This is a genomic window from Domibacillus sp., assembly GCF_031181085.1.
Taxonomy (GTDB): Bacteria; Bacillota; Bacilli; order Bacillales; family Domibacillaceae; genus Domibacillus.
In genome coordinates this window covers 317,858-339,513 of record NZ_JAPSLE010000001.1, presented here as the reverse complement: position 1 = coordinate 339,513, position 21,656 = coordinate 317,858, and the positions used below count along the sequence as shown (strand labels likewise).

Here is a 21,656-nt window from a genome sequence, read left to right as displayed (position 1 = left end):
ACCTCTTTTTCGTTTGTTTTAGTTCACTTCTGAATAATGCTCTTTTACAACAGACGCACAGCGTGGGCAAAGCGTCGGATGCTCAGCATCCTTTCCTACTTCGTCCGTTACAGTCCAGCAGCGTTCGCATGTTTCACCAGACGCTTTTTCTACTACAACAGAGGCTGTTTCAAGCTGAACCGCATGTTCAGGTGCTTCAGCGTCTGTTCCAGCAATTTCAAATCCAGAAACGATAAACAGCTGCTTCAAGTCTTCTTCGATAGACGCAAGCAATGCTGTTGTTTCCGCTCCAGCAAACAACTTCACATGGGCTGTCAATGATTTCCCAATGACTTTTTCGTTGCGGGCTTCTTCAAGCGCTTTGAGCACATCGTCACGAACTGCCATAAACGCTGTCCATTTTTGCGTTAACGCCTCAGCGTCCGGAAGTTCTTTATACTCCGGCATATCTGTCAGCTGTACGTATTTCTCTTCAGCTTCCGGCACTTCCACCCATACTTCGTCCGCTGTATGCGGAAGGATTGGCGATACCAATTTTGCAAGTGCTGTTAACGTTTCAAAGAGAACCGTTTGAATAGCACGGCGGTCGGCATGATTCTCCGCTTCGATATATAAAACATCTTTCGTAAAGTCAAGGTAGAAGGAGCTTAAATCAACTGTACAGAAATTGTTGATCGCATGGTAAATAGCCGCGAATTCATAGTTTTCGTAATGGCCGCGTACCGCTTTGATTAATTCGTTTAATTTCACCAACATAAACTGGTCAACTTCACGCAGGTTTTTATATGCTACCGCATGCTCACTCGGCTTAAAGCCATCCAGGTTTCCTAAAAGGAAGCGGAACGTGTTACGGATTTTGCGGTAAACTTCGGCCACTTGTTTTAAAATCGCATCTGACACACGCACATCCGCTTGGAAATCAACCGATGATACCCATAGACGCAGAATATCAGCACCAAGCTGCTCCATTACTTTGGCTGGAACGACCGTGTTGCCAAGTGACTTACTCATCTTGCGGCCTTCACCGTCAAGTGCAAATCCGTGGCTTAGCACCCCTTTGTATGGAGCACTTCCCGTTACGGCTACTGCTGTGATCAAAGAAGAGTTAAACCAGCCGCGATACTGGTCAGAACCTTCCAGGTAAAGATCAGCCGGACGCTGGGCATCCTCGCGCTGCTCTAAAACAGCTTCATGTGAAGAGCCGGAATCGAACCAAACATCCATAATATCGTTTTCTTTCGTAAATTCACCGTTCGGGCTGCCAGGATGCGTAAATCCTTCTGGAAGCAGCTCCTTCGCTGTACGCTTAAACCAAATATTTGATCCGTGCTCGTGGAATAAATCCGAAACACGCGAAATCGTCTCATCAGTAATAATCGCTTCACCGTTTTCTGCATAAAATACCGGGATTGGCACTCCCCATGCCCGCTGGCGGGAAATACACCAGTCACCACGGTCACGGATCATATTAAACAAGCGTGTTTCGCCCCATGCCGGCACCCATTTCGTTTCTTTTACAGCTTGGAGCAATTCCGGGCGGAACTTGTCGATCGACGCAAACCATTGAGCTGTCGCGCGGAAAATAACCGGCTTTTTCGTCCGCCAGTCATGCGGATACGAGTGGGTAATAAACTCCATTTTTAACAGCGCGCCGGCTTCTGTCAATTTTTCGGTAATCGCCTTGTTGGCATTGTCATAAAACAGCCCTTCAAATCCAGGAGCTTCCTCTGTCATCACACCGCGGTCGTTTACCGGGCAAAGAACATCAAGGCCATATTTCTTCCCAACGATAAAGTCATCTTCCCCATGCCCTGGTGCTGTATGAACCGCTCCTGTACCGGAATCCGTTGTTACATGCTCACCAAGCATTACTAGAGAATCACGTCCGTAAAGCGGATGTGCGGCGATGATACGGTCAAGCTGTTCCCCTTTTACCAGCTTATCAGTCGTATAGGATTCCCAGCCGATTTTTGATGCTACTTCTTCTAGAAGTGCTTCAGCCACAACAAACTTCTCGCCCGCTGCACTGATAACGGCATAGTTCAGTTCCGGATGAACGGAGATACCAAGGTTAGCCGGAATCGTCCATGGAGTTGTGGTCCAAATGATAATTTTTGTGCCTTCTTCAAGCACACCATTTCCTTTTTTCACCTCAAAAGAAACATAAATAGAAGCTGATTTTTTATCCATGTACTCAATTTCTGCTTCTGCAAGGGCAGACTCAGAAGACGGAGACCAATAAACAGGTTTTAACCCTTTATAGATAAACCCTTTTTTTGCCATTTCACCAAACACTTTAATTTGAGCTGCTTCATACTCAGGCTTTAATGTAATATAAGGATTTTCCCAGTCACCGCGGACGCCAAGACGCTTAAACTGCTCCCGCTGGCTGTCGACTTGCTTGTAGGCATAGTCTTCACAAAGCTGACGGAACTCGGCTACCGTCATCTCTTTCCGATTTACACCGGAATTTGTTAGTGCCTGCTCAATTGGAAGACCGTGAGTATCCCAGCCTGGAATATACGGTGCATAAAAACCGCTCATCGATTTAAAGCGGACAATGAAGTCTTTTAAGATTTTATTCAGCGCGTGCCCAATATGAATATCACCATTTGCATACGGAGGGCCATCGTGCAGGACAAACATCGGCCGGTCCTTTGTGCGGTCCAATACCTGTTGGTAAATGTTTTCTTCATTCCATGTGCTCTGCATGACCGGCTCGCGCTTTGGCAGATTGCCGCGCATCGGAAAGTCTGTTTTCGGCATTAATAACGTATCTTTATAATTCATTCCATAATCTCCTTTTTTAAATGAAAATAAAAAAACCTTTCACATCCCTCAAAAGGGACGGAAAGGTTTCCGCGGTACCACCCTGATTGACAGCCAATGGCTGCCCGCTCAAAACCCGTAACGTGGATCGATCGTTTTCCGCTACTCCGATGTTCACGAAAAATGCTCAAGGGTGATTTTGGAGCTGCATATCGGCACCAGGCTTTCACCGTCCCTGGTTCGCTTATAACCGACTATCTGCGCTCTACTGTCCCTTTCATCGCGTTTCACAATTTATTCAGATGGTTACATTATAAAAATGAACGATTCATTCGTCAAGCTTATCTCTCTTCGTCGCTGAAGCGCTCAATTTCTTCCGTATCTATTTCAAATTCAAGAAGTGTATCCCAGTCATCATTGTTTAATAAGTCTAACTGAGCTTCCATCAGCATTTTAAAGCGCGTACGGAATACTTTAGACTGCTTTTTTAGTTCTTCAATTTCAACAGCGATGCGGCGGGCTTTTGATAAAGACTCCTCGACAATGCGGTCGGCATTTTTTTCTGCTTCACGAATCAAAAGTTTAGACTCTTTTAAAGCATTTCGTTTTACATCCTCTGCCGTTTCCTGCGCAATAATGATGGATTTATTTAATGTTTCTTCAATATTGGCAAAATAACTGAGCCGTTCCGTTTGGCCGGCCAGCTGCGCTTCTAATTCTTTTTTCTCGCGAATAATCAACTCGTAATCTTTAATAATTTGATTTAGAAAGTCGTTCACTTCATCTTCATCATATCCACGAAATGAACGGCCAAATTCTTTTTTATGTATGTCCAACGGCGTTAAGGGCATACAGCCACCTCCAAAGCATTACATGATCATTGATTTTCATTATAAAGGTTTTTCGAGCGCTTGTGGGAAAATCCCGGCATTTTCACAAATTTATTTCAAAATGCCCAAGGTCATTCGCCATTTTTCTTTTTTGGTTTGTCCATCAAGGGATAAAATTTTCAAACGCCCTGTTCCACGAATAGACAGCATATCCCCTGTTGCACATTCAAAGGAAGGCTGGTCTACAGCCCGCCAGTTTACTTTCACGGCACCGCCTTTAATAAGCTGCTGAGCCTTTTGACGTGACATCGACGGCAGCGCGCTGATAATCACATCAAGGCGCAGTGATGAAACCGTAACCGCTTGCTCGCGCCACTCTTCAGCTGTGTAAAGAGCTTTTGAAAATGGCTTTTCTTTCAACGAAACAGGTACTTTGCCAACATGGTCAAAATGGCTGTGCAGATAATCGACAAGTTCTTTTGCCACAATTATTTGAAAGAATTCCTGCTCGTTTAAAATATCGCCAAATTTCTCCCGCTTTAAGCCAAGCCCCATCATACTCCCCAAAATATGGGGGTGGCTGATAGAAGCAAATTTATGCGGGTATTCTATATCAAAAAGACTAACATCAAAATCCGTTTCCTTCGGTTCGAAATAAGAAGGATGAATAAGCGCTCTTTTTCGTTCTGCGTTCGGGTAGCCTCCGAAAAACGAAACGAGCACTTCCTCCCCTGATCCGACAACTGACCGAAGAATCTGCCGCTGCCGGGGGTCTAAAAAGCCGGTTAGTTTAGGCGCATACATATCCGCCACTTGCTGCTTCCACTTTACGGTTTTATCAATGAAATCCCGCTCTTCCGGCCTGAAATGCTGATAAATATCACTCATGTTATACCCAGATCATCAGCTGATGAAGTCCGCGCGTTGCTAGATTCAGCGTAATAAAAGCAACGATTGGCGAGATATCAATCATGCCAAGCGGCGGAATAATACGGCGGAATGGGTCCAGATACGGTTCACAAATTCTTGTTAAAAAGCGCCCGATTGATGTATTACGTGCATCGGGAAACCAAGACATTAAAATATAAATAATGAGTGCCCAGGAATATAGATCAATTGCCCGGATCAAATAATAAAGTACAACATCCATCTCTTCTATTGCCACCCCGTTTTTTCTTGATCCTGCTGCCCAAACTGTGTAATATTTCCTGAAATCTCCACGTTTTCCGGCGCACAGAAAAAGATTTTTTCCCCAATTTGCTGAATTTCGCCGCCGATGGCGTATACCGTTCCGCTTAGAAAATCAACAATTCTGCGCGCCTGATCTGTTTGAATGCGCTGCAGGTTTACAACAACTGCTTTTTTTGCTTTTAGATGATCGGCAATCTCTTGTGCTTCTGCATACACACGTGGTTCTGCCATAACGACTTTTGATGGCTTTTGCGCACTTTTTAAACTCACAACATTTTTTTTGCGAGGCGCTGCCGCTGGAGGCGGCTCTTCTTCATACACTTCTTCCTCCACCATATCGTAATCTTCTTCATCCAGCAGGAAAAATGACTTAAACTTCGACTTCACGCCCATCATTCCACCTCCGCTTTCTTTTTACTCTCCAACAAGCGCCGTGCCAATACGAATCATTGTAGCTCCTTCTTCTACAGCTATTTCAAAATCATTGCTCATGCCCATCGATAGCTCCTGGCACGGGGCATAGGGAAGATTTAATGCTGCCACTTCTTCTTTGCATAAAGCAAGCTTCCGAAAGCAGGATCGCAGAACATCACGATCTTCTGTCAGCGGAGCCATTGTCATCAAGCCGCACACGCGAATTTTTTCGTAGATATGAAGCGATTGAATAAATGGAACGACTTCATCCGGTGCCAGCCCGTGCTTTGACTCTTCACCTGATACATTTACCTGCACAAAACATTGGATAGGTTTTTCAGCACGGCTGTTTATTTCTTTAGCGAGCGATGCCCGGTCAAGTGAATGAATAAAATCAGCCTGGTGAATAATTGACTTTACTTTTCTTGTCTGCAGAGACCCGATAAAATGCCATACGGCACGATCTCCAATACTTTCATACTTTTCATTTAGCCCTTCGGCCCGGTTTTCACCAAGATGTGTAATACCCGCTTCCACTGCTTCCTGGCCGCGAGCCGTTGTCACGTATTTTGTGACGGCGATAATCTGCACATCTTCCGCCTGCCGGCCTGACCGGCGGGCCGCTTCTTCAATCCGCTGTTTAATACTTTTTACATTTTCACTAACTTTCATGTTTCCCTTCCTTCCAGCCGATATAACCCATCATTCTGCCCGTACTCCCCCGGTCACGCCGATGAGAAAAAAAGTCCGGAGAGCAGCTTGAACATAAGGATGTTACATAAACATTTTCCGGCGGGAGTCCTGCTTTGATTAAAAGGTCTTTGTTAAAATCCTGCAGGGAGAAAAAATACACATCTACTTCACCCGGCACGGGAGAGAGCGGCAGCTTTTCTCCCGGACGATACCATTTCTGTACTTCTTCTGCCACAGCCGCTCCCACCTTGTAGCATGATCCACAAATAGAAGGGCCAATGGCTGCTTCAATATCCTGCAGGCGGCTGCCTTGCTGCTTCCATTTCTCAAGCATCTTCGGCCCTATTCCGCCAACTGCACCCTTCCAGCCGGCGTGAGCCGTACCAATGCGCTTCGCTGCCCGGTCAAGAAAAAAAAGAGGTACACAATCCGCATAACAAAGAGTAAGGAGCACACCGGCATCCTCGCTGTACAGTCCATCAGTGGCCGCGAGGGCCGTTTCGTAATCAAGTGCGCCCCTGCCGGCATCCTGCTTTGACACATGAGCAATGTGCACCTCATGTGTTTGTTCACACCCAACCCAGCCAGCTGTCGGAAAATCAATTAATTTAGCTGTATTTTTTCGGTTTTCCTGAACAAAAGAAGCTTCCTCTTGCACATGAAAAGCCATGTTCAAGCCATTATAGCGGCCGGTTCCGCCAGCTTTCGACGTAAATCCAGCCACAAGACCTGGTTCTTCCAGCTCCCACTTTTCCAAATGAAATAAACCGTCAATCGATTTTTTAAAAGGTTCTGTCATGGCATGCTCCCGCTCATTTTCTTTTAGTGTACCACATGCCCTCTTTTTCGTCACCGTTCTTCCTCTTTCGGTTCGGTGTCACTATGGCGGACTAAAATAACGTCACCGCCGATTTTCACAATATGCATCCAGGGAATCACCAATTCTTCTTCCCTGCCGAATAAACCAAATTTTTTTCCGCTTTGTTCAATGATAAGAGCGGATATAGCACCCGTTGCATTATTTAACTCAATATCAGCCAGCCGGCCAAGCTTTTTTCCATTTGTAACATTGACGATATCCTTGAGCTGGAATTCTGAAATTCGCATAACAGCCCCTCCTTTGTATCAATGTATGCGCCAAACCAAAGAAAAAACAGAAGATCTTCTCTTCTGTTTTTTTTGATTAACCATTTATTTTCTTTTTCATTTGTTTGATGGCCCCTTTTTCGAGCCGGGATACCTGTGCTTGAGAAATACCGATTTCATCTGCCACTTCCATCTGAGTACGTCCGGTAAAAAAGCGTTTTTCGATAATCATTCGTTCCCGGTCTGATAATTTACTCAGCTCATCGGTCACCGTCATTGTATCTACCCATTCTTTTTCCCTGTCTTTTCCGTCGCTGATTTGATCCATCATGTAAATAGGATCGCCTCCGTCCTGGAAAACGGGTTCAAACAATGAAACAGGATCTTGAATCGCATCAAGAGCAAAAACCATTTCTTCTTTTGGCACATTGATTTCACGTGCAATATCTTCCGCTGCCGGCTCAACAGACCGTTCGGCTGTCAGCCTTTCTCTTGCCTGCAAAGCTTTATAAGCAATGTCACGCAGCGAGCGTGATACTCGAATAGGATTATTATCCCTCAGATACCGGCGGATTTCACCGATAATCATGGGAACCGCATAAGTGGAAAAGCGGACATTGTGGCTTAAATCAAAATTATCAATGGATTTCATCAAACCGATGCAGCCTACTTGAAACAAGTCATCGGCTTGTTCATTACGGTGGTTGAATCGTTGAATTACACTTAAAACGAGGCGTAAATTTCCGGTAACCAGTTCTTCGCGGGCTTCTTTATCCCCATTTTGGTATTTTACAAACAGCACTTTCATCTCAGGATTTGTTAATACAGGAAGCGTCGATGTGTCGACGCCGCACAGAACAACTTTATTTCGGGCCATCACTGTTCCTCCTCATGATGTCTGTTTCTCAAAACAGTATTGCCGGCCCGAAAGAAATTATTCAGCGCAGTTTATTGAGTTCCTTTTTTAGTCTTCCGATAATCTTTTTCTCCAACCGTGAAATATAAGACTGTGAGATTCCCAGCAAATCTGCGACATCTTTTTGTGTTCTTTCTTCCTGCCCGTTCAGTCCAAACCGCATTTCAATAATTTGTTTTTCACGGCCTTCTAAGTCTTCAAGCGCTTCTGCTACAAGGTGTTTGTCCACTTCTTCTTCAATGCCTTTTGTAATAATATCACTTTCAGTCCCCAGCACGTCGGATAAAAGCAGTTCATTTCCGTCCCAATCGATGTTAAGCGGTTCGTCAAATGAGATTTCCGAACGGATTTTATTATTGCGGCGCAGGTACATTAAGATCTCATTTTCAATACAACGGGACGCATAAGTCGCAAGTTTGATTTTCTTTTCGGGATCAAAAGTGTTTACGGCTTTGATAAGCCCGATTGCTCCGATGCTGATGAGATCTTCAATATGAATGCCAGTGTTTTCAAACTTCCGGGCAATATACACAACAAGGCGCAGATTTCGCTCAATTAGCATAGCGCGTACTGCTTTGTCTCCGGAAGGCAGCTTTGTTAAAAGATGCGCTTCCTCGTCACGTGTAAGCGGCGGCGGAAGTGCTTCACTGCCGCCGATATAGTAAATCGCCTTGGATTTAAGCCCGGCTTTTTGAATCATATTATACATTACGTACATCCATTTCGTTTTTACCTGCCGCATATTATCCACTCACCTTTCGATTCATTCCCGAACCATATTCGGATGCAGGATGCACGCAAACGCTCCGTCATCCGATAACATCTTGTCCGTAAACGTGACAAGCGCCCTGTTCGTTTCTTGTTTTTTTCCATTTATCCATATAGTAAAGCTGTCTGTACGAAAGGAGGCAAGCAGCCTGCTTTCAGCATGAATAGATTTAGATGGTACCCAAACGAGTTTTTCAGTCCAAGTGTCTGGGAGATGGAGCAGATCACTGATGTCTTCTTTAAAAAGCGCTTCGGGCCACTCATCGGAGGGCTGAATCTGGCAGACTGCCACTTCTTTTTTTGAAATAGGATCACACAGCGCATTGCCCGTATCAATCAATCCGTGCCCTGACCAATTAATTCCGCAAAGTGTAAAAGAAACGGGAACTGTCTGACTGATTACCCGCCTTGAAGCATTTAAACCTAATAAGCGGCGTTGAATAAAGTAAAAGGAAATGGCCACTGATACAATAAAAAAGAATATGAGAGACCATTTTCCCGCATCGGCATATTGCCTGTACATAGATTGAAATCCGAATAAAATGCCGCCTGTTAAAAAAACAGTAAAGTAAAAGGTAAGAACCATAGAAACAAGGCTTTTTATGCCGGTTGTTTGAAACGCAATACGAATCATGAACACAGGCATGATGACCGTCAGCGATTTATGCAAAAGTCCGGTCGGGCCTGCTGCTAAATAGATACATACAGGGATAGTTCCAGCTAACGAAGCCGCAAGCAGCCGGGGCACCCTAAATGTACGCCCGCTCAGCTTTCCTGTTACGAAAAGAAGCAGTGCATCCGCAGCAAAATTAAAAAAAATAATCCCTTCTGCGTAACCGGCCAATTGATCCCTCCTTTTTTCCGGCTGCCTGTCCTATGTGCATTAGTGTACCGGATTCAATAGTGGATGTATGTCGGAATGTAAGTGAATTTTTACAGTAGTTTTTCCGAATCATGTCTAATTCGGGCATGGAAAAAGCCTGTTACGCCCTTTACATAGTACGGTGCGCCTTTTGCCTGTAAGAATGAGCATGCACAAAAAACCCGCCACATAAGTGGCGGGTCTGCTTTTTATCTTCTTCTATTGCGGTTACGTAAAAATGTAGGAATGTCCAACGTATCATCCGCTGAAGGCTGTTGATGCTGGCGCATTGGCTGCTCCGGCGCCGGCGTATCTTCACGCTTTAGTTCACGCGATTTTGGCTGCTGTTGCGAAGCTGGCTGTGAAGGCTGTGGTTTTACTTGGCCAAGACTTGGACGAACCTGCTGGCCTGCTTCACCTGGCACCTCTTTAAAACCAGTCGCAATAACTGTAACGACAATTTCTTCTTTTAAATTTTCATTAATAACAGAACCGAAGATCATATTTACGTCTTGGTCTGAAGCGGAAGATACAATATCAGCTGCTTCCTGTACTTCATAAAGACTTAAGTTTGTGCCGCCGGTAATGTTCATTAGCACACCTTGCGCACCGTCAATAGCTTTTTCAAGCAATGGACTGGAAATGGCTTTTTTCGCCGCTTCCACTGCGCGGTTTTCACCCGAAGCAACCCCGATTCCCATCAAAGCAGAACCTTTGTTCGACATGATGGTTTTTACGTCAGCAAAGTCTAAGTTGATTAAACCTGGTGTTGCGATCAAGTCAGAGATACCCTGTACCCCTTGGCGAAGAACATTGTCTGCTTCACGGAATGCTTCAAGCATTGGTGTGCTTTTGTCGACAATTTCAAGCAGGCGGTCATTTGGAATGACGATTAATGTATCTACTGCCGCTTTCATTGATTCGATTCCACCAGCTGCCTGCGTTGCACGCTTACGGCCTTCGAATGTAAATGGACGTGTCACAACCCCTACTGTCAGGGCGCCAAGATCTTTTGCAATTTGCGCAATAACCGGAGCCGCACCTGTTCCTGTGCCTCCGCCCATACCAGCTGTTACGAACACCATGTCAGCACCTTTAAGCGCTTCTTCAATTTGCTCTTTGCTTTCTTCGGCCGCTTTTTTTCCAACCTCAGGGTTAGCGCCGGCACCTAGTCCGCGCGTCAGCTTGTTGCCGATTTGCATTTTCACTTCCGCTTTTGACAAATTAAGAGCTTGCGCATCCGTATTGACGGCAATAAAGTCTACTCCCTGCACTCCGTGCTCAATCATTCGGTTGACGGCATTGTTACCGCCGCCGCCTACGCCGATAACTTTAATCGTTGCCAACGAATCTAAACTTGTATCGAATTCCAGCATGGCAAATCCTCCTATTTAATGCGTTCTTTTTCTATTCTTCAAAGAAGTACCCGAAAAGTCTTTTCATTTTTCCTTTGACGCCTTTTTCTTCTCCGTCATGCGGCTGCTCTTTTTTCACAGGCTTCGGTTCCTGCTTGACTTCCTGGCGCTCTCTTCTAACTTCTTTCGCTGCCGGAGCCGCTTGATTGGATTCACTTAATTTCCGTCCCGTTAACCGGGCATTTTTATAGGCATACTTGATCAGGCCTACAGACGTTGTAAATTGCGGCTCACGTACACCGATATAATCAGGAATCGCAACGCGTACACGATTTTGAAATACATCCTGTGCCAAGTCAAGAATGCCATTCATTGCGGATGATCCGCCGGTTAAAACAAATCCACCTGGAATATCATGAATACCCGACTGGCGAAGTTCTTCCACGACCATCATAAACAATTCTTCTAGTCTTGCCTCGATAATTTCTGAAATTTCAAGCTGGTTAAATTGATCATGCTGGTCACTGCCAATCACCGGAACACTGAACACTTCTTCTTCAGAAGCTAAATCATAAAAAGCATGTCCATGCTTAATTTTAATTCCTTCGGCTTCCTCTGTTGACGTACGCAGACCAATGGATAAATCTTTCGTAATATGATCGCCGCCAACAGGCAGGACAGAGGTCTGCTGAATATAGCCGTCTCTAAAGTAAGAAATTGTCGTGGAGCCGCCACCGATGTCGACTAGTACAGTGCCTAGATTTTTCTCATCCATGGATAAAGCGATTTCCCCACTCGCAAGCGGCTGCAGAACAATTTCATTAATCTCAAGACCCGCACGCTCTACACAGCGCAGCGTGTTATGTAAAAATGTTCTTGAACCTGTTACGATGATCCCTTCCATTTCAAGACGTACACCGAGCATACCGCGGGGATCATTAATTTCATCAAAGCCATCTACAATAAATTGTTTGGCAATTACATTAACAATTTCCCGGTCGGGTGGAATAGACATCACTTGTGCCGCATCTTTGACCCGGATCACGTCTTCACTTGTAATCTCCCGATTTTCGCTTGAAACAGCTACAACGCCATTGCACGGATGCAAAATGGCGTGGTTGGCAGCAATACCAACAATCACGGAGCCAATCTCTAGGCCTACCATACGCTCCGCCTGCTCAATCGCTTTTTTAATCGAATAAACGGTATCGTCAATATCGACGACCGCGCCTTTTCGAATGCCTTTTGATTTTACATTTCCGACACCAATTATATTTAAGGAATCATTAACCATTTCGCCAATAATCACTTTAATCGCGGATGTACCGATGTCGAGACTAACTAAAATTTCATTATTATTCATGCTGCGGCACCTCCTTTACCATAAAAGCGTGAATAACCGAACAAACATTCGCACATTTACTCTACGAATACATGTTTAAGAACGTAATTCGTCATATTCAGCGTGTTTCCCTTTTAAAGTTTAGTATTTTTGATGTTTTTCTTAAACTCTCTCATACAAGTCTACACTAAGATAAGAAGCTCGAAAAGGCTAAGTTATTCAGTTTTAAGAAAACTTTATGGCGTCTCTGCCTCTTCTATTGTTTCCTCTGTTGTTTCTCCTGCTGCTTCCTCTTCGGCTTCTTCCGCTAGTTCCTGCTGCTGAGCTGGATCATAGGCTTTAAAGTACGAACCAACTTCGATGTCGATTACACCTTTTACATCGGGATTAAGCTGCGTAGAAATGGAAGGATAGTAAACCATTTTCTCAGCAAATGTGGAGAGAGTGGCAGACACTTCAAACCCATCTGTCATAAACGCCTTTATATGAAGAGAGTTATTTTTCTTTGGGTCATAGTACACTTCAGAAATTGTATTATACACTTCATCCGGAAGTGTTTGGGCTGCTTTTGTAAACAAATCGAGCGCCTTTCCTTCTTTGAAGTTATACAAAATCGGAAGCTGTAATGGTGCACCGCTCAGAGGCTGGCTTAAAATTTTTCCATTTTGAAGAACAGGGTACAACCCGCCTTTTTGAGCAGCGTAAGCAATTTCATTATGCTCTTCCACTGAAATCATTAAATCATTTGGGAACCCAATTGTAACCTCCGCTTTTTTAATGCGGTCGTCTTTTAAAAGAGCTTCTTCTGCCCTCCCCTTCCCGGCTGCCCAAATGCTGCTTCCTTTTACAAGCCCGCTTTTCTCAATTACTTCCTGATTTGTCACAAGACTGTTTCCCTGCACGTGAATGTCTGCCACTTTGCTTAAGGGAGACTGCAGATACACAACAAGAAGAATAAGCCCGAAAAACAAAGATAGTAAAAACAGCAGCCGGCGGTTCGCTTTCTTTTTTCTGATTTGTTTCAGCTTTGGAATGCGATCCTCAATTGAAATGATTTTTTCCTTTGTCATGTTCACACCTCTGCCCATGCTGCAAACCAGCCGCGCATGGTTTCTTTTAACGCGGCTGACTGCCATGTGTTCAAGATGAACGGCTGGTTCTTTCTGTTAATTCCACCATTACATTATATAAACGGTCTGCCGCATCCGGAATGCCCAAACGTTTTGCTTGCTCTTTCATCTTGCCGAGCCGCGGCTCATTCATCAGGATAGCATCCAACTCTTTCACGAGCAACGCGCCCGTTAAATCTTTTTCAAGCAGCAACACTGCTGCGTCCTGGTCCGTTAGAGAGCGTGCATTTTTCTCTTGATGATTGTTTGTTACGTATGGACTTGGAATTAAAATGGACGGAATACCGAGCGCTGTCAGCTCTGCAAGGGTAGTGGCCCCTGCTCTTGCTACTACCAGATCACAAGCAGCCAGCACATCCGGCATGTTATGAATAAACGGCTCAACCGCTACATTATCAGGCTTCCCTGCAGTCTTGAGCTCCGTCGAAACGCGTTCATAATGAACATCACCTGTGACATACAGCACCTGGTAGCTGCGTTCCGCCAAGTTGTTCAATGCCTCGATTACCGCATCATTAATAGGACGGGCGCCGCGGCTTCCCCCAAAAATAAGAACGGTTTTTCGTTCAGGTGTAAATCCGTACTTTTGCAGCACACCCGCCCCGCTCGCTTCGATCACTTCGGAAGCTCTAGGATTGCCGGTAAGAACGGTTTTTTCTGCCGGAAAGTGTGTTTTTGCTGCATCAAAACAAACCGCCACTTTATCCACATACTTGCTTAGAAATTTATTTGTCAGTCCTGGCACGCTGTTCTGTTCATGGACAATTGATGGGATTCCCATTTTCGCAGCTGCATACACGACTGGTCCGCATACGTAGCCGCCTGTGCCAATCACAACATCCGGCTGAAATTCTTTTAGCATTTTTTTACAGTCGTTAACGCCTTTTAAAAAGCGTATAACCGTTTTCACGTTTTCAAATGAAACTGCCCGGCGGAATCCCGTAATGTCGATTGATTGGAAGGGAATCCCTTCCCGTACAACAAGCTTGGATTCTAGTCCTTTTTCTGTTCCGATGTATAGGAACAATGTGTCCGGGTGTTTCTTTTTAATCATCCGAATAAGTGCGAGTGCCGGGTAAATATGTCCGCCCGTTCCTCCGCCGCTGACTACTATTTTCAATTCTGTCACCTCAATAATTCATCTGGCAGCTTTTGTTGTTTAAACAGCTGTCCAATGCATTTTCATCTTAAATCAATGTGTCACGAGAATCAAATATTATCTTGAAAAACCCGTAAATTTCCTTCAATACTACCGCATATGACGGCTTGCACTTAAAACAATTCCCGCCAATGCCAGTGTCATAGTTAAAGAAGAGCCTCCGTAGCTTAAAAACGGCAGGGTTACCCCTGTTACTGGAAGGAGTCCTACTACGACCCCAAGGTTAATAAAAGACTGCAGGCTAATCATAGCCGTCAAGCCGAAAACGAGCAGCATGCCAAATGGATCGTCAATCCGCATGGCTATATATACTCCGCGCCAAATAAGCAGGAAAAATAAAAGAATAATCCACACAGCACCAAGAAAGCCCGTTTCTTCTGACCATATGGCAAAAATAAAATCAGTCTGCGGTTCAGGAAGATAGTAATATTTCTGCCGGCTTTCTCCGTAGCCATGCCCGAAAAGCCCTCCCGGTCCAACTGCATAAAGAGACTGAATAATTTGAAACCCACTTCCAAGCGGATCCGACCATGGATCCAAATAAGCCGTAATACGCTTCATTCGATAGGGTGCCGATGCAATCAGTCCAACCAATCCAATCACTGCTGTTACACCGATCGTAATAAAAAAGCGAATCGGTGCTCCCGCACTGAACAGCAAAAGAAAAGCAGTTCCCCCCATAACGGCCGCTGTTCCAAGATCCGGCTGCAGCATAATTAAGCCAAAAGCAGCCCCGATAACAGAAAGTGGAAAAAAGAGCCCTTTCCAAAACAAGTGAATGGTTTTCTTTCGTTCAGACAGGATGGATGCCAGAAAAAAAACAAGAGCCATTTTCATCCACTCAGAGGGCTGGAAGGACAAAGAGCCTACGCCAATCCAGCTTTGTGACCCATTGCGCACCATCCCAATCCCCGGAATTAGTACAGCGATTAGCAGCAAAAATGCGACGATGAGCGCATGCTTTGAATAGATCTTGAAAATCCTATAATCAAAGCGTGAGAATACCATCATCACCACGATCCCGGCTGCAGCAAATACGGCTTGTCTTTCTACAAAATAAAAAGAATTCCCATAGTTAAATTGCCCCCATACTTCTCCAGCGCTTGCGACCATCAGAAGGCCGCTTCCTGTTAACAACAAGACAAGCAGCAAAAACAGTTTGTCCGTTCCACGAGTAGAAACAGCAGCCACCCCTCTCATGCGCATTAAAAAACCGGAGCCATTAAGGCCCCGGCTCTTTCTTATAACGTATTCACACAGTCGATAAATATGTCTCCGCGTTCTTCAAAGGTTTTATATTGATCCCAGCTTGCACAAGCTGGAGACAATAAAACAACATCTCCTGCTTTTGACAGTGCAGCTGCTTTTTGTACCGCATCAGTCATATATTCCGCTTTTTCAATACAGGTAATGCCGGCTTTTTCCGCCGTTTCTCTCCATTTTTCTGCTGTTTCTCCAAACGTCACAACTGCTTTGACATCGTGCAGGTATGGAAGCAGGTCATCAAAGCCGTTGCCCCGATCGAGCCCTCCCGCGAGCAGAATGATAGGAGCTTGAAAGGCTGTAAGGGCACTTTTTGTCGCAAGCGTATTGGTTGCTTTAGAGTCATTGTAAAACTTCCGGCCGTTCCATTCGCGTACAAACTGGGTCCGGTGTCTCACACCCGAAAACGTCTTAAGAACATGGATAATCGCTTCATTTGCTACACCTGATAGTTTAACTGCCGCAATGGCCGCCAAAATATTTTCAAGGTTATGGCTGCCCGGCAATGCGATATCTGCTGTCGGCATAATCCCTTCTTCTTGAAAATACACCATTCCATTCTCGATATAAGCCCCATTTTCTACTTTCTGGTGCACGGAAAATGGAATTACATTCGCCATACTCGCCCCAGCCAAAGACAGAAGAGCTTCTTGGTCCGCGTTAATAATTAAAAAGTCTTCGTCAGTCTGGTTTTGCGTGATTTTCATCTTTGCTCCAACGTATTCTTCCCGTGATCCATGATAGTCTAAGTGGGCATCATAAATATTCGTAATAATCGCAATGTGAGGACGAAATTCCTGAATTCCCATTAACTGAAAAGAGGAAAGCTCAATCACCACATGGTCTTCCGGCTTGGCTTGCTGTACGACCTCAGATGCTACCTTGCCTATATTACCGGCAAGCACAGTACTTTTGCCGCCTTTTTTCATCATTTCATCGATCAGTGTCGTCGTTGTTGTTTTGCCGTTAGTGCCGGTGATGCCAATAAACGGCGCTTCAGAAATCAGTCCGGCAAGCTCTACTTCCGTAATCACCGGCAGTCCGTCTAAGACCGCCTTGGATATGATCGGATTTGAGTAGGGAATACCCGGGTTTTTCACGACCAGCTCGAACCCTTCATCCAGCAGTTCTACCGGATGGCTTCCGCAGATCACTTTAATTCCTTCTGCCGAAAGTGAGCGGGCAGCTTCATTTTCTTCAAGCGGCTTTCCATCATTGACTGTGATATCAGCGCCTAGTTTTTTCAGCAAGCGGGCAGCTGCGAGCCCGCTTTTTGCTAAACCTAATACAAGTACTTTTTTTCCATTAAATTGATTGATCTGCTTCATATGTTCCATACTCCAATCCATAGACCGACCGCTGCTGCAATCACACCGACGGACCAAAAAGTGACCACTACACGCCACTCAGACCAGCCGCCTAGTTCAAAGTGATGGTGCAGCGGACTCATTCTAAAAATTCGTTTCCCTCTAGTTTTAAATGACCAAACCTGCAAAATAACCGATAGTGTTTCTGCTACAAATACAATCCCAATAAGAAGCAGCAAAAACTCAAACTTCGTTAAAATAGATAGAACCGCAATCGCACCGCCCAGCGCAAGCGATCCTGTGTCTCCCATAAATACATGGGCCGGATAAGCGTTAAACACAAGAAAACCGATGATGGCCCCAACAACTGAAAAGGCGAAAATGGCTGTTTCATCAAGCCCCTGGCTCCAGGCAATGACCGCATATGCTCCAAATGCAACAGCTGCCGTACCCGATACGAGGCCATCAAGTCCGTCGGTTAAGTTCACTGCGTTTGAAAAGCCGACCAGCCAGAAAAGAACAAACAATGCATATAAAATACCCAGGTCAACGGAGAAAAAACCAAATGAAAGCTCCGTTGATAATCCTTGCTGCGCATAAATCACATAAAAGATAATAGAAATAATAATTTGGCCGATTAATTTTTGCAAGGATGTCAAACCAAGGTTGCGCTTCATCACGACTTTAATAAAATCATCTAAAAACCCAAGAAGTCCAAATCCAATGGTTACAAGTAAAAGCAAGGTTGTTTCTGTACCGATTGAATCAAATAACTGGGCAAAAAACAACGTCGTCACAATAATAGATAGCAAAAAGACAATTCCGCCCATTGTCGGTGTGCCCGATTTTTGCTGATGAGACTTCGGTCCTTCTTCACGAATGCTCTGCCCGAACTTCAGTCTCCTTAAAAAAGGAATAAATAGCGGGGCAATAAGAACCGTAATTAAAAACGAAACCGCAATAATTAACGCTATCTGCCACTCATTCATGCCTGTCCACCGTCCTTCTGAAGAAGTGCTTCTTTCGCAATCTCCCGATCATCAAAATGAAAAACATCTTTTCCAATAAGCTGATATGTTTCATGGCCTTTTCCTGCAATCACAACCGCGTCGCCAGGCTTCGCCGTACGAATCGCTTCAAAAATGGCTTCTTTTCGATCCTCAATCACCGTATAGCGCTCCTGCGGCACACCTGCTTCCATATCTTTTAAAATGGCTTTCGGGTCTTCGCTGCGCGGGTTATCCGATGTAAAGATCGCTTCATCTGCATACTTGCAAGCCGCCTGTGCCATAAGCGGGCGCTTTGTTTTGTCACGGTCACCGCCGCATCCGGCAATGGCAATTACCCGCCCTTTTGTTAATGGCCGAACCGTTTGAAGAACATTAATTAAGCTGTCCGGTGTATGGGCGTAATCAACAATCACCGAAATATCACGGTCATTTGGCACCACTTCAAAACGGCCTGCTACCCCTTCCACCTGCTCAAGCGCTGTTTGAATGGTTTCCGGCTTGATGTCTGAGACGAAGCCAGCCGCAAACGCAGCGAGCATATTGTATACATTGAAGCGGCCTGCTAATTTTGACTGAACTTGCAGCTCTCCGCCCGGATACGTGATAGTAAAAGCTGTTCCTCCTGAGGTGAGCCGAATATTCTTCGCACGAATGTCTGCTGGATGGTCAATGCCATAAGTAACAACATGCGCCGCCGTCATCGAACGGTAAACAGCGGAAGCTGCATCATCGGCATTTAACACCGCAAAAGACGGACGGTCGGAATGCATTACATTTCCAAGGCGGGCAAACAACAGCCCTTTCGCTGTCCGGTATTCATCCATTGTTTTATGAAAATCGAGATGATCCTGCGTTAGGTTGGTGAAAACTGCCACATTAAAAGCAGTGCCGTTTGTCCTCCCTTCTTGGAGTGCATGAGAAGATACTTCCATAACCGCAGCCGTTACACCTGCTTCTTTCATATTTGAAAATGTTTTTTGGAGCGTAAGGCTCTCTGGTGTCGTGTTTTTCGTTTCAATAGTCTGGTCGCCAATCTTCATATACATCGTTCCGATTAAACCAGTCGTCTCTCCGTGAACCCGCAAAATATGGTCAATTAAATGGCTCGTAGTTGTTTTTCCGTTTGTTCCTGTAATCCCAATTAGATGGAAGGAGTCTGTGGGGTAACCGTAAAAATGAGCCGCTAAAAGCGCCATTGCCCGTTTTGTATCCGGTACATAAATAACTGGAACAGATACGTCCACAGGCCGTTCTGCTACAATGGCAGCTGCCCCTTTTCTTACTGCTTCTTCCGCAGCGTTATGGCCATCAAAGGTAAATCCTTTTATACAAATAAATATTGATCCCTCTTGAACAAGGCGGTGATCGTTTTCCATCGACGTAATCGCCGGATTTCCATCCTTATCTTGCTGATAAAATGGAAGTGCTCGGAGCACAGTTGATAAATCCACGTTTTTTCAATCCTTTCTTTTCTGCAAACACTATGTACAATTTCCCGCGATTTCTATTGTAACGAAAAAAAGCCGCCGATGCGAATGCTTTTCAGCCTGTTTCGATCAAATTTGGCGGCATAGGGTCTTTTATTTTAATAAAACGCGTACTTTGCTACCTCTCTCTACTTTTACTCCTTGTTTCGGCGATTGGTACACGACCTTATCGCCTGCTCCTTCAGCTACAATTTCAACATTGATCAGTTGTTCTTTTAATTTCTCTTTTGACAGGCCAATCAAATTAGGGACCTGAATGAAATCCGGGTCATTCCAGGCTTTTTCCTTTTCAATCTGATTCGTTTGTTTTTCAACGTTTAACAGCGGAAGAATATCCTGCATCATTTTTCCGACAATCGGGGCGGCGACTGTACCGCCAAACTGAACCGTGCCTTTTGGGTTGTCAATAGCCGTGTAAATGACCACTTTCGGATTGTTTGCCGGCGCCATTCCGATAAAAGAAACAATATGGTTGTTTTCAAGGTAACGGCCGTCTTTCGCTTTCTGGGCGGTACCTGTTTTTCCTCCAACCCGGTATCCGTCTACGAAAGCGTTTCGTCCGGTTCCTTTGGCTACTACGTTTTCAAGGGCGCGCCGCACTTCTTTCGATGTTTCTTCACTAATGACCCGGCGTACCTTTTTCGGCTTACGAACCTCTTCCGTTTTGCCTGTCTCCGGGTTTGTCCAACTCCTGGCTACATACGGCTCATACAATATGCCGCCGTTTATCGCCGCGGACACTGCTGTCACCTGCTGGATAGGTGTAACGGCTACACCTTGTCCGAAAGCTGCCGTTGCCGCTTCTACCGGACCGGCCGATTCCTCTGTAAAAAGGATTCCAGTTCCTTCTCCATACAAGTCAATGCCTGTTTTTTCGCCAAATCCAAATTTGCGAATGTAAGAAAAAAGCTTTTTTTCACCAAGACGTGAACCGAGCTCTACAAAACCCGGGTTACAAGAATTCTGCACGACTTCAAGGAAAGTCTGATGGCCGTGCCCTTCCCGCTTCCAGCAGCGCAGCCGCGCACCATCCACTTCCACGTAGCCGGGGTCATTAAAGTGATCCTTGTCAAGATCTACTTTCTTTTCTTCTAAAGCAGCTGCCAGTGTAATAATCTTAAAGGTTGATCCCGGCTCAAATGTGCTCCATACAGGAAGATTTCGATTATATACATCTGGATCATATTCGCTAAAGCGGGCCGGGTCATAAGACGGGCGTGAAGACATCGCCAAAACAGCCCCTGTATTCGGATCCATCGCGATACTCATAGCTGCATCCGGCTTGTACGTTTTTTCAGCCTGATCCAGTTCTCTTTCCATTACAGCTTGAATATCCGCATCAATCGTTAAACTTAAATCCATTCCATTTACCGGTTCCTCATAATGGTTGGTAAGCCCCGGCATTTGGTTTCCTTTCGCATCTGTATACATTTGGATCGAACCTGGTTTGCCAGAAAGCTTTTTATCATAATAGGCTTCGATCCCGGCAAGCCCCTGGTTGTCAGCTCCCGTAAATCCAATAATGTGGGCAAGCCTGTCCTTCATTACGTAATCCCGGATCGAGTCTTCCCCAAGCCAGACTCCCTTTAATTGAAGATCCCTTACCGCCTGCGCGGTTTCAGCGGATAAATGCCTGCCTTTGGAAGAAAGACGTTCAATTGAAGAACGTTTTGTCATTCGTTCATACAAAACTGATTCTTTCTCCCCGAGAACGGCGGCCAGCTTCTTGGCCGTTTGTTTCGGGTCGTCAATTTGAGCCGGAATCACATAAACCGTCGGCGCATTTTTATTCCCCACTAATATTTTTCCAGTTCGGTCCAGGATCAGACCGCGCTCCGGCTCAGCAGGGATGCTTCTTCCCCACAGTTCTTCTGCTTTATCTGTCAGCTCACCCCCATTAACAAGCTGGATATAGCCGGTGCGGATGACCAATGCCGAAAAAGCCAAAAAAGACAAAAGAAGGATCCAAAACATTCGCACCCGCATTGTCCACACTCCTTTTCTTCATGATCATATGCTTCATTTGAGGAAAATTGACAAAAAAAAGAGCCGTCCCGGAGATTTAGTGACTGGC

General features: G+C 45.2%; 20 protein-coding genes and 1 other annotated feature. All 20 genes read right to left on the bottom strand.

The genetic code is table 11. The features are described from left to right. Positions 1–18 precede the first annotated feature (18 nt). The 20 genes from ileS to RIN81_RS01795 all read right to left on the bottom strand — a co-directional run bounded on the left by ileS (position 19) and on the right by RIN81_RS01795 (position 21,568). Positions 19–2,790, bottom strand: a complete 2,772-nt coding sequence (gene ileS, locus RIN81_RS01890) for an isoleucine--tRNA ligase (protein ID WP_309087032.1) — start codon at positions 2,788–2,790, stop codon at positions 19–21. Positions 2,791–2,840: 50 nt separating this feature from the next. Beyond that, positions 2,841–3,059 (bottom strand) — a binding site (T-box leader). A 51-nt stretch (positions 3,060–3,110) separates the two neighbouring features. Then, the gene (locus RIN81_RS01885) at positions 3,111–3,620 is read right to left on the bottom strand and encodes a DivIVA domain-containing protein (protein ID WP_309087031.1); all 510 of its coding nucleotides are present in this window, start codon (positions 3,618–3,620) and stop codon (positions 3,111–3,113) included. Between the two features lie 90 nt (positions 3,621–3,710). Beyond that, complete coding sequence (locus RIN81_RS01880; RefSeq protein ID WP_309087030.1) at positions 3,711–4,487, bottom strand: YlmH family RNA-binding protein; 777 nt, start codon at positions 4,485–4,487, stop codon at positions 3,711–3,713. A 1-nt stretch (position 4,488) separates the two neighbouring features. Then, positions 4,489–4,749 carry a YggT family protein gene (locus RIN81_RS01875; RefSeq protein ID WP_242232114.1) on the bottom strand — a complete coding sequence of 87 codons (261 nt, stop codon included), beginning with the start codon at positions 4,747–4,749 and terminating at the stop codon, positions 4,489–4,491. A 5-nt stretch (positions 4,750–4,754) separates the two neighbouring features. Then, the gene (locus RIN81_RS01870) at positions 4,755–5,183 is read right to left on the bottom strand and encodes a cell division protein SepF (RefSeq protein WP_251270322.1); all 429 of its coding nucleotides are present in this window, start codon (positions 5,181–5,183) and stop codon (positions 4,755–4,757) included. A gap of 21 nt (positions 5,184–5,204) precedes the next feature. Next, positions 5,205–5,876, bottom strand: coding sequence for a YggS family pyridoxal phosphate-dependent enzyme (locus RIN81_RS01865; RefSeq protein WP_309087029.1), 672 nt, complete (start codon positions 5,874–5,876; stop codon positions 5,205–5,207). Next, complete coding sequence (gene pgeF / locus RIN81_RS01860) at positions 5,866–6,750, bottom strand: peptidoglycan editing factor PgeF (RefSeq protein ID WP_309087028.1); 885 nt, start codon at positions 6,748–6,750, stop codon at positions 5,866–5,868. The genes RIN81_RS01865 and pgeF overlap by 11 nt, the downstream gene beginning before the upstream one ends. Beyond that, on the bottom strand, positions 6,747–7,004 hold the full coding sequence (locus tag RIN81_RS01855) for a YlmC/YmxH family sporulation protein (RefSeq protein ID WP_242232118.1): 258 nt from the start codon (positions 7,002–7,004) through the stop codon (positions 6,747–6,749). The genes pgeF and RIN81_RS01855 overlap by 4 nt, the downstream gene beginning before the upstream one ends. Before the next feature lie 76 nt (positions 7,005–7,080). Then, positions 7,081–7,860 carry an RNA polymerase sporulation sigma factor SigG gene (gene sigG, locus RIN81_RS01850; RefSeq protein WP_242232119.1) on the bottom strand — a complete coding sequence of 260 codons (780 nt, stop codon included), beginning with the start codon at positions 7,858–7,860 and terminating at the stop codon, positions 7,081–7,083. A 61-nt stretch (positions 7,861–7,921) separates the two neighbouring features. Then, on the bottom strand, positions 7,922–8,641 hold the full coding sequence (gene sigE / locus RIN81_RS01845) for an RNA polymerase sporulation sigma factor SigE (protein ID WP_242232120.1): 720 nt from the start codon (positions 8,639–8,641) through the stop codon (positions 7,922–7,924). 21 nt (positions 8,642–8,662) lie between these two features. Then, positions 8,663–9,511 carry a sigma-E processing peptidase SpoIIGA gene (locus RIN81_RS01840; RefSeq protein WP_309087027.1) on the bottom strand — a complete coding sequence of 283 codons (849 nt, stop codon included), beginning with the start codon at positions 9,509–9,511 and terminating at the stop codon, positions 8,663–8,665. Positions 9,512–9,738: 227 nt separating this feature from the next. Continuing rightward, positions 9,739–10,905: a cell division protein FtsZ gene (ftsZ, locus tag RIN81_RS01835; RefSeq protein ID WP_309087026.1), complete on the bottom strand. Its 1,167-nt coding sequence runs from the start codon at positions 10,903–10,905 to the stop codon at positions 9,739–9,741. A 31-nt stretch (positions 10,906–10,936) separates the two neighbouring features. Next, positions 10,937–12,247 carry a cell division protein FtsA gene (ftsA, locus tag RIN81_RS01830; RefSeq protein ID WP_242232123.1) on the bottom strand — a complete coding sequence of 437 codons (1,311 nt, stop codon included), beginning with the start codon at positions 12,245–12,247 and terminating at the stop codon, positions 10,937–10,939. 215 nt (positions 12,248–12,462) lie between these two features. Next, positions 12,463–13,296, bottom strand: a complete 834-nt coding sequence (locus tag RIN81_RS01825) for a cell division protein FtsQ/DivIB (RefSeq protein ID WP_309087025.1) — start codon at positions 13,294–13,296, stop codon at positions 12,463–12,465. A gap of 70 nt (positions 13,297–13,366) precedes the next feature. Then, positions 13,367–14,476, bottom strand: a complete 1,110-nt coding sequence (murG, locus tag RIN81_RS01820) for an undecaprenyldiphospho-muramoylpentapeptide beta-N-acetylglucosaminyltransferase (RefSeq protein WP_309087024.1) — start codon at positions 14,474–14,476, stop codon at positions 13,367–13,369. 129 nt (positions 14,477–14,605) lie between these two features. Continuing rightward, positions 14,606–15,715, bottom strand: coding sequence for a putative lipid II flippase FtsW (gene ftsW / locus RIN81_RS01815; protein ID WP_309087502.1), 1,110 nt, complete (start codon positions 15,713–15,715; stop codon positions 14,606–14,608). A 41-nt stretch (positions 15,716–15,756) separates the two neighbouring features. Beyond that, complete coding sequence (murD, locus tag RIN81_RS01810; RefSeq protein WP_309087023.1) at positions 15,757–17,106, bottom strand: UDP-N-acetylmuramoyl-L-alanine--D-glutamate ligase; 1,350 nt, start codon at positions 17,104–17,106, stop codon at positions 15,757–15,759. After that, positions 17,103–18,074, bottom strand: coding sequence for a phospho-N-acetylmuramoyl-pentapeptide-transferase (mraY, locus tag RIN81_RS01805; protein ID WP_251270331.1), 972 nt, complete (start codon positions 18,072–18,074; stop codon positions 17,103–17,105). Before mraY ends, murD begins: the two co-directional genes overlap by 4 nt. Then, positions 18,071–19,546 carry a UDP-N-acetylmuramoyl-L-alanyl-D-glutamate--2,6-diaminopimelate ligase gene (locus RIN81_RS01800; protein WP_309087022.1) on the bottom strand — a complete coding sequence of 492 codons (1,476 nt, stop codon included), beginning with the start codon at positions 19,544–19,546 and terminating at the stop codon, positions 18,071–18,073. Before RIN81_RS01800 ends, mraY begins: the two co-directional genes overlap by 4 nt. A 129-nt stretch (positions 19,547–19,675) precedes the next feature. Beyond that, on the bottom strand, positions 19,676–21,568 hold the full coding sequence (locus RIN81_RS01795; protein WP_309087021.1) for a stage V sporulation protein D: 1,893 nt from the start codon (positions 21,566–21,568) through the stop codon (positions 19,676–19,678). Positions 21,569–21,656 lie beyond the last annotated feature (88 nt).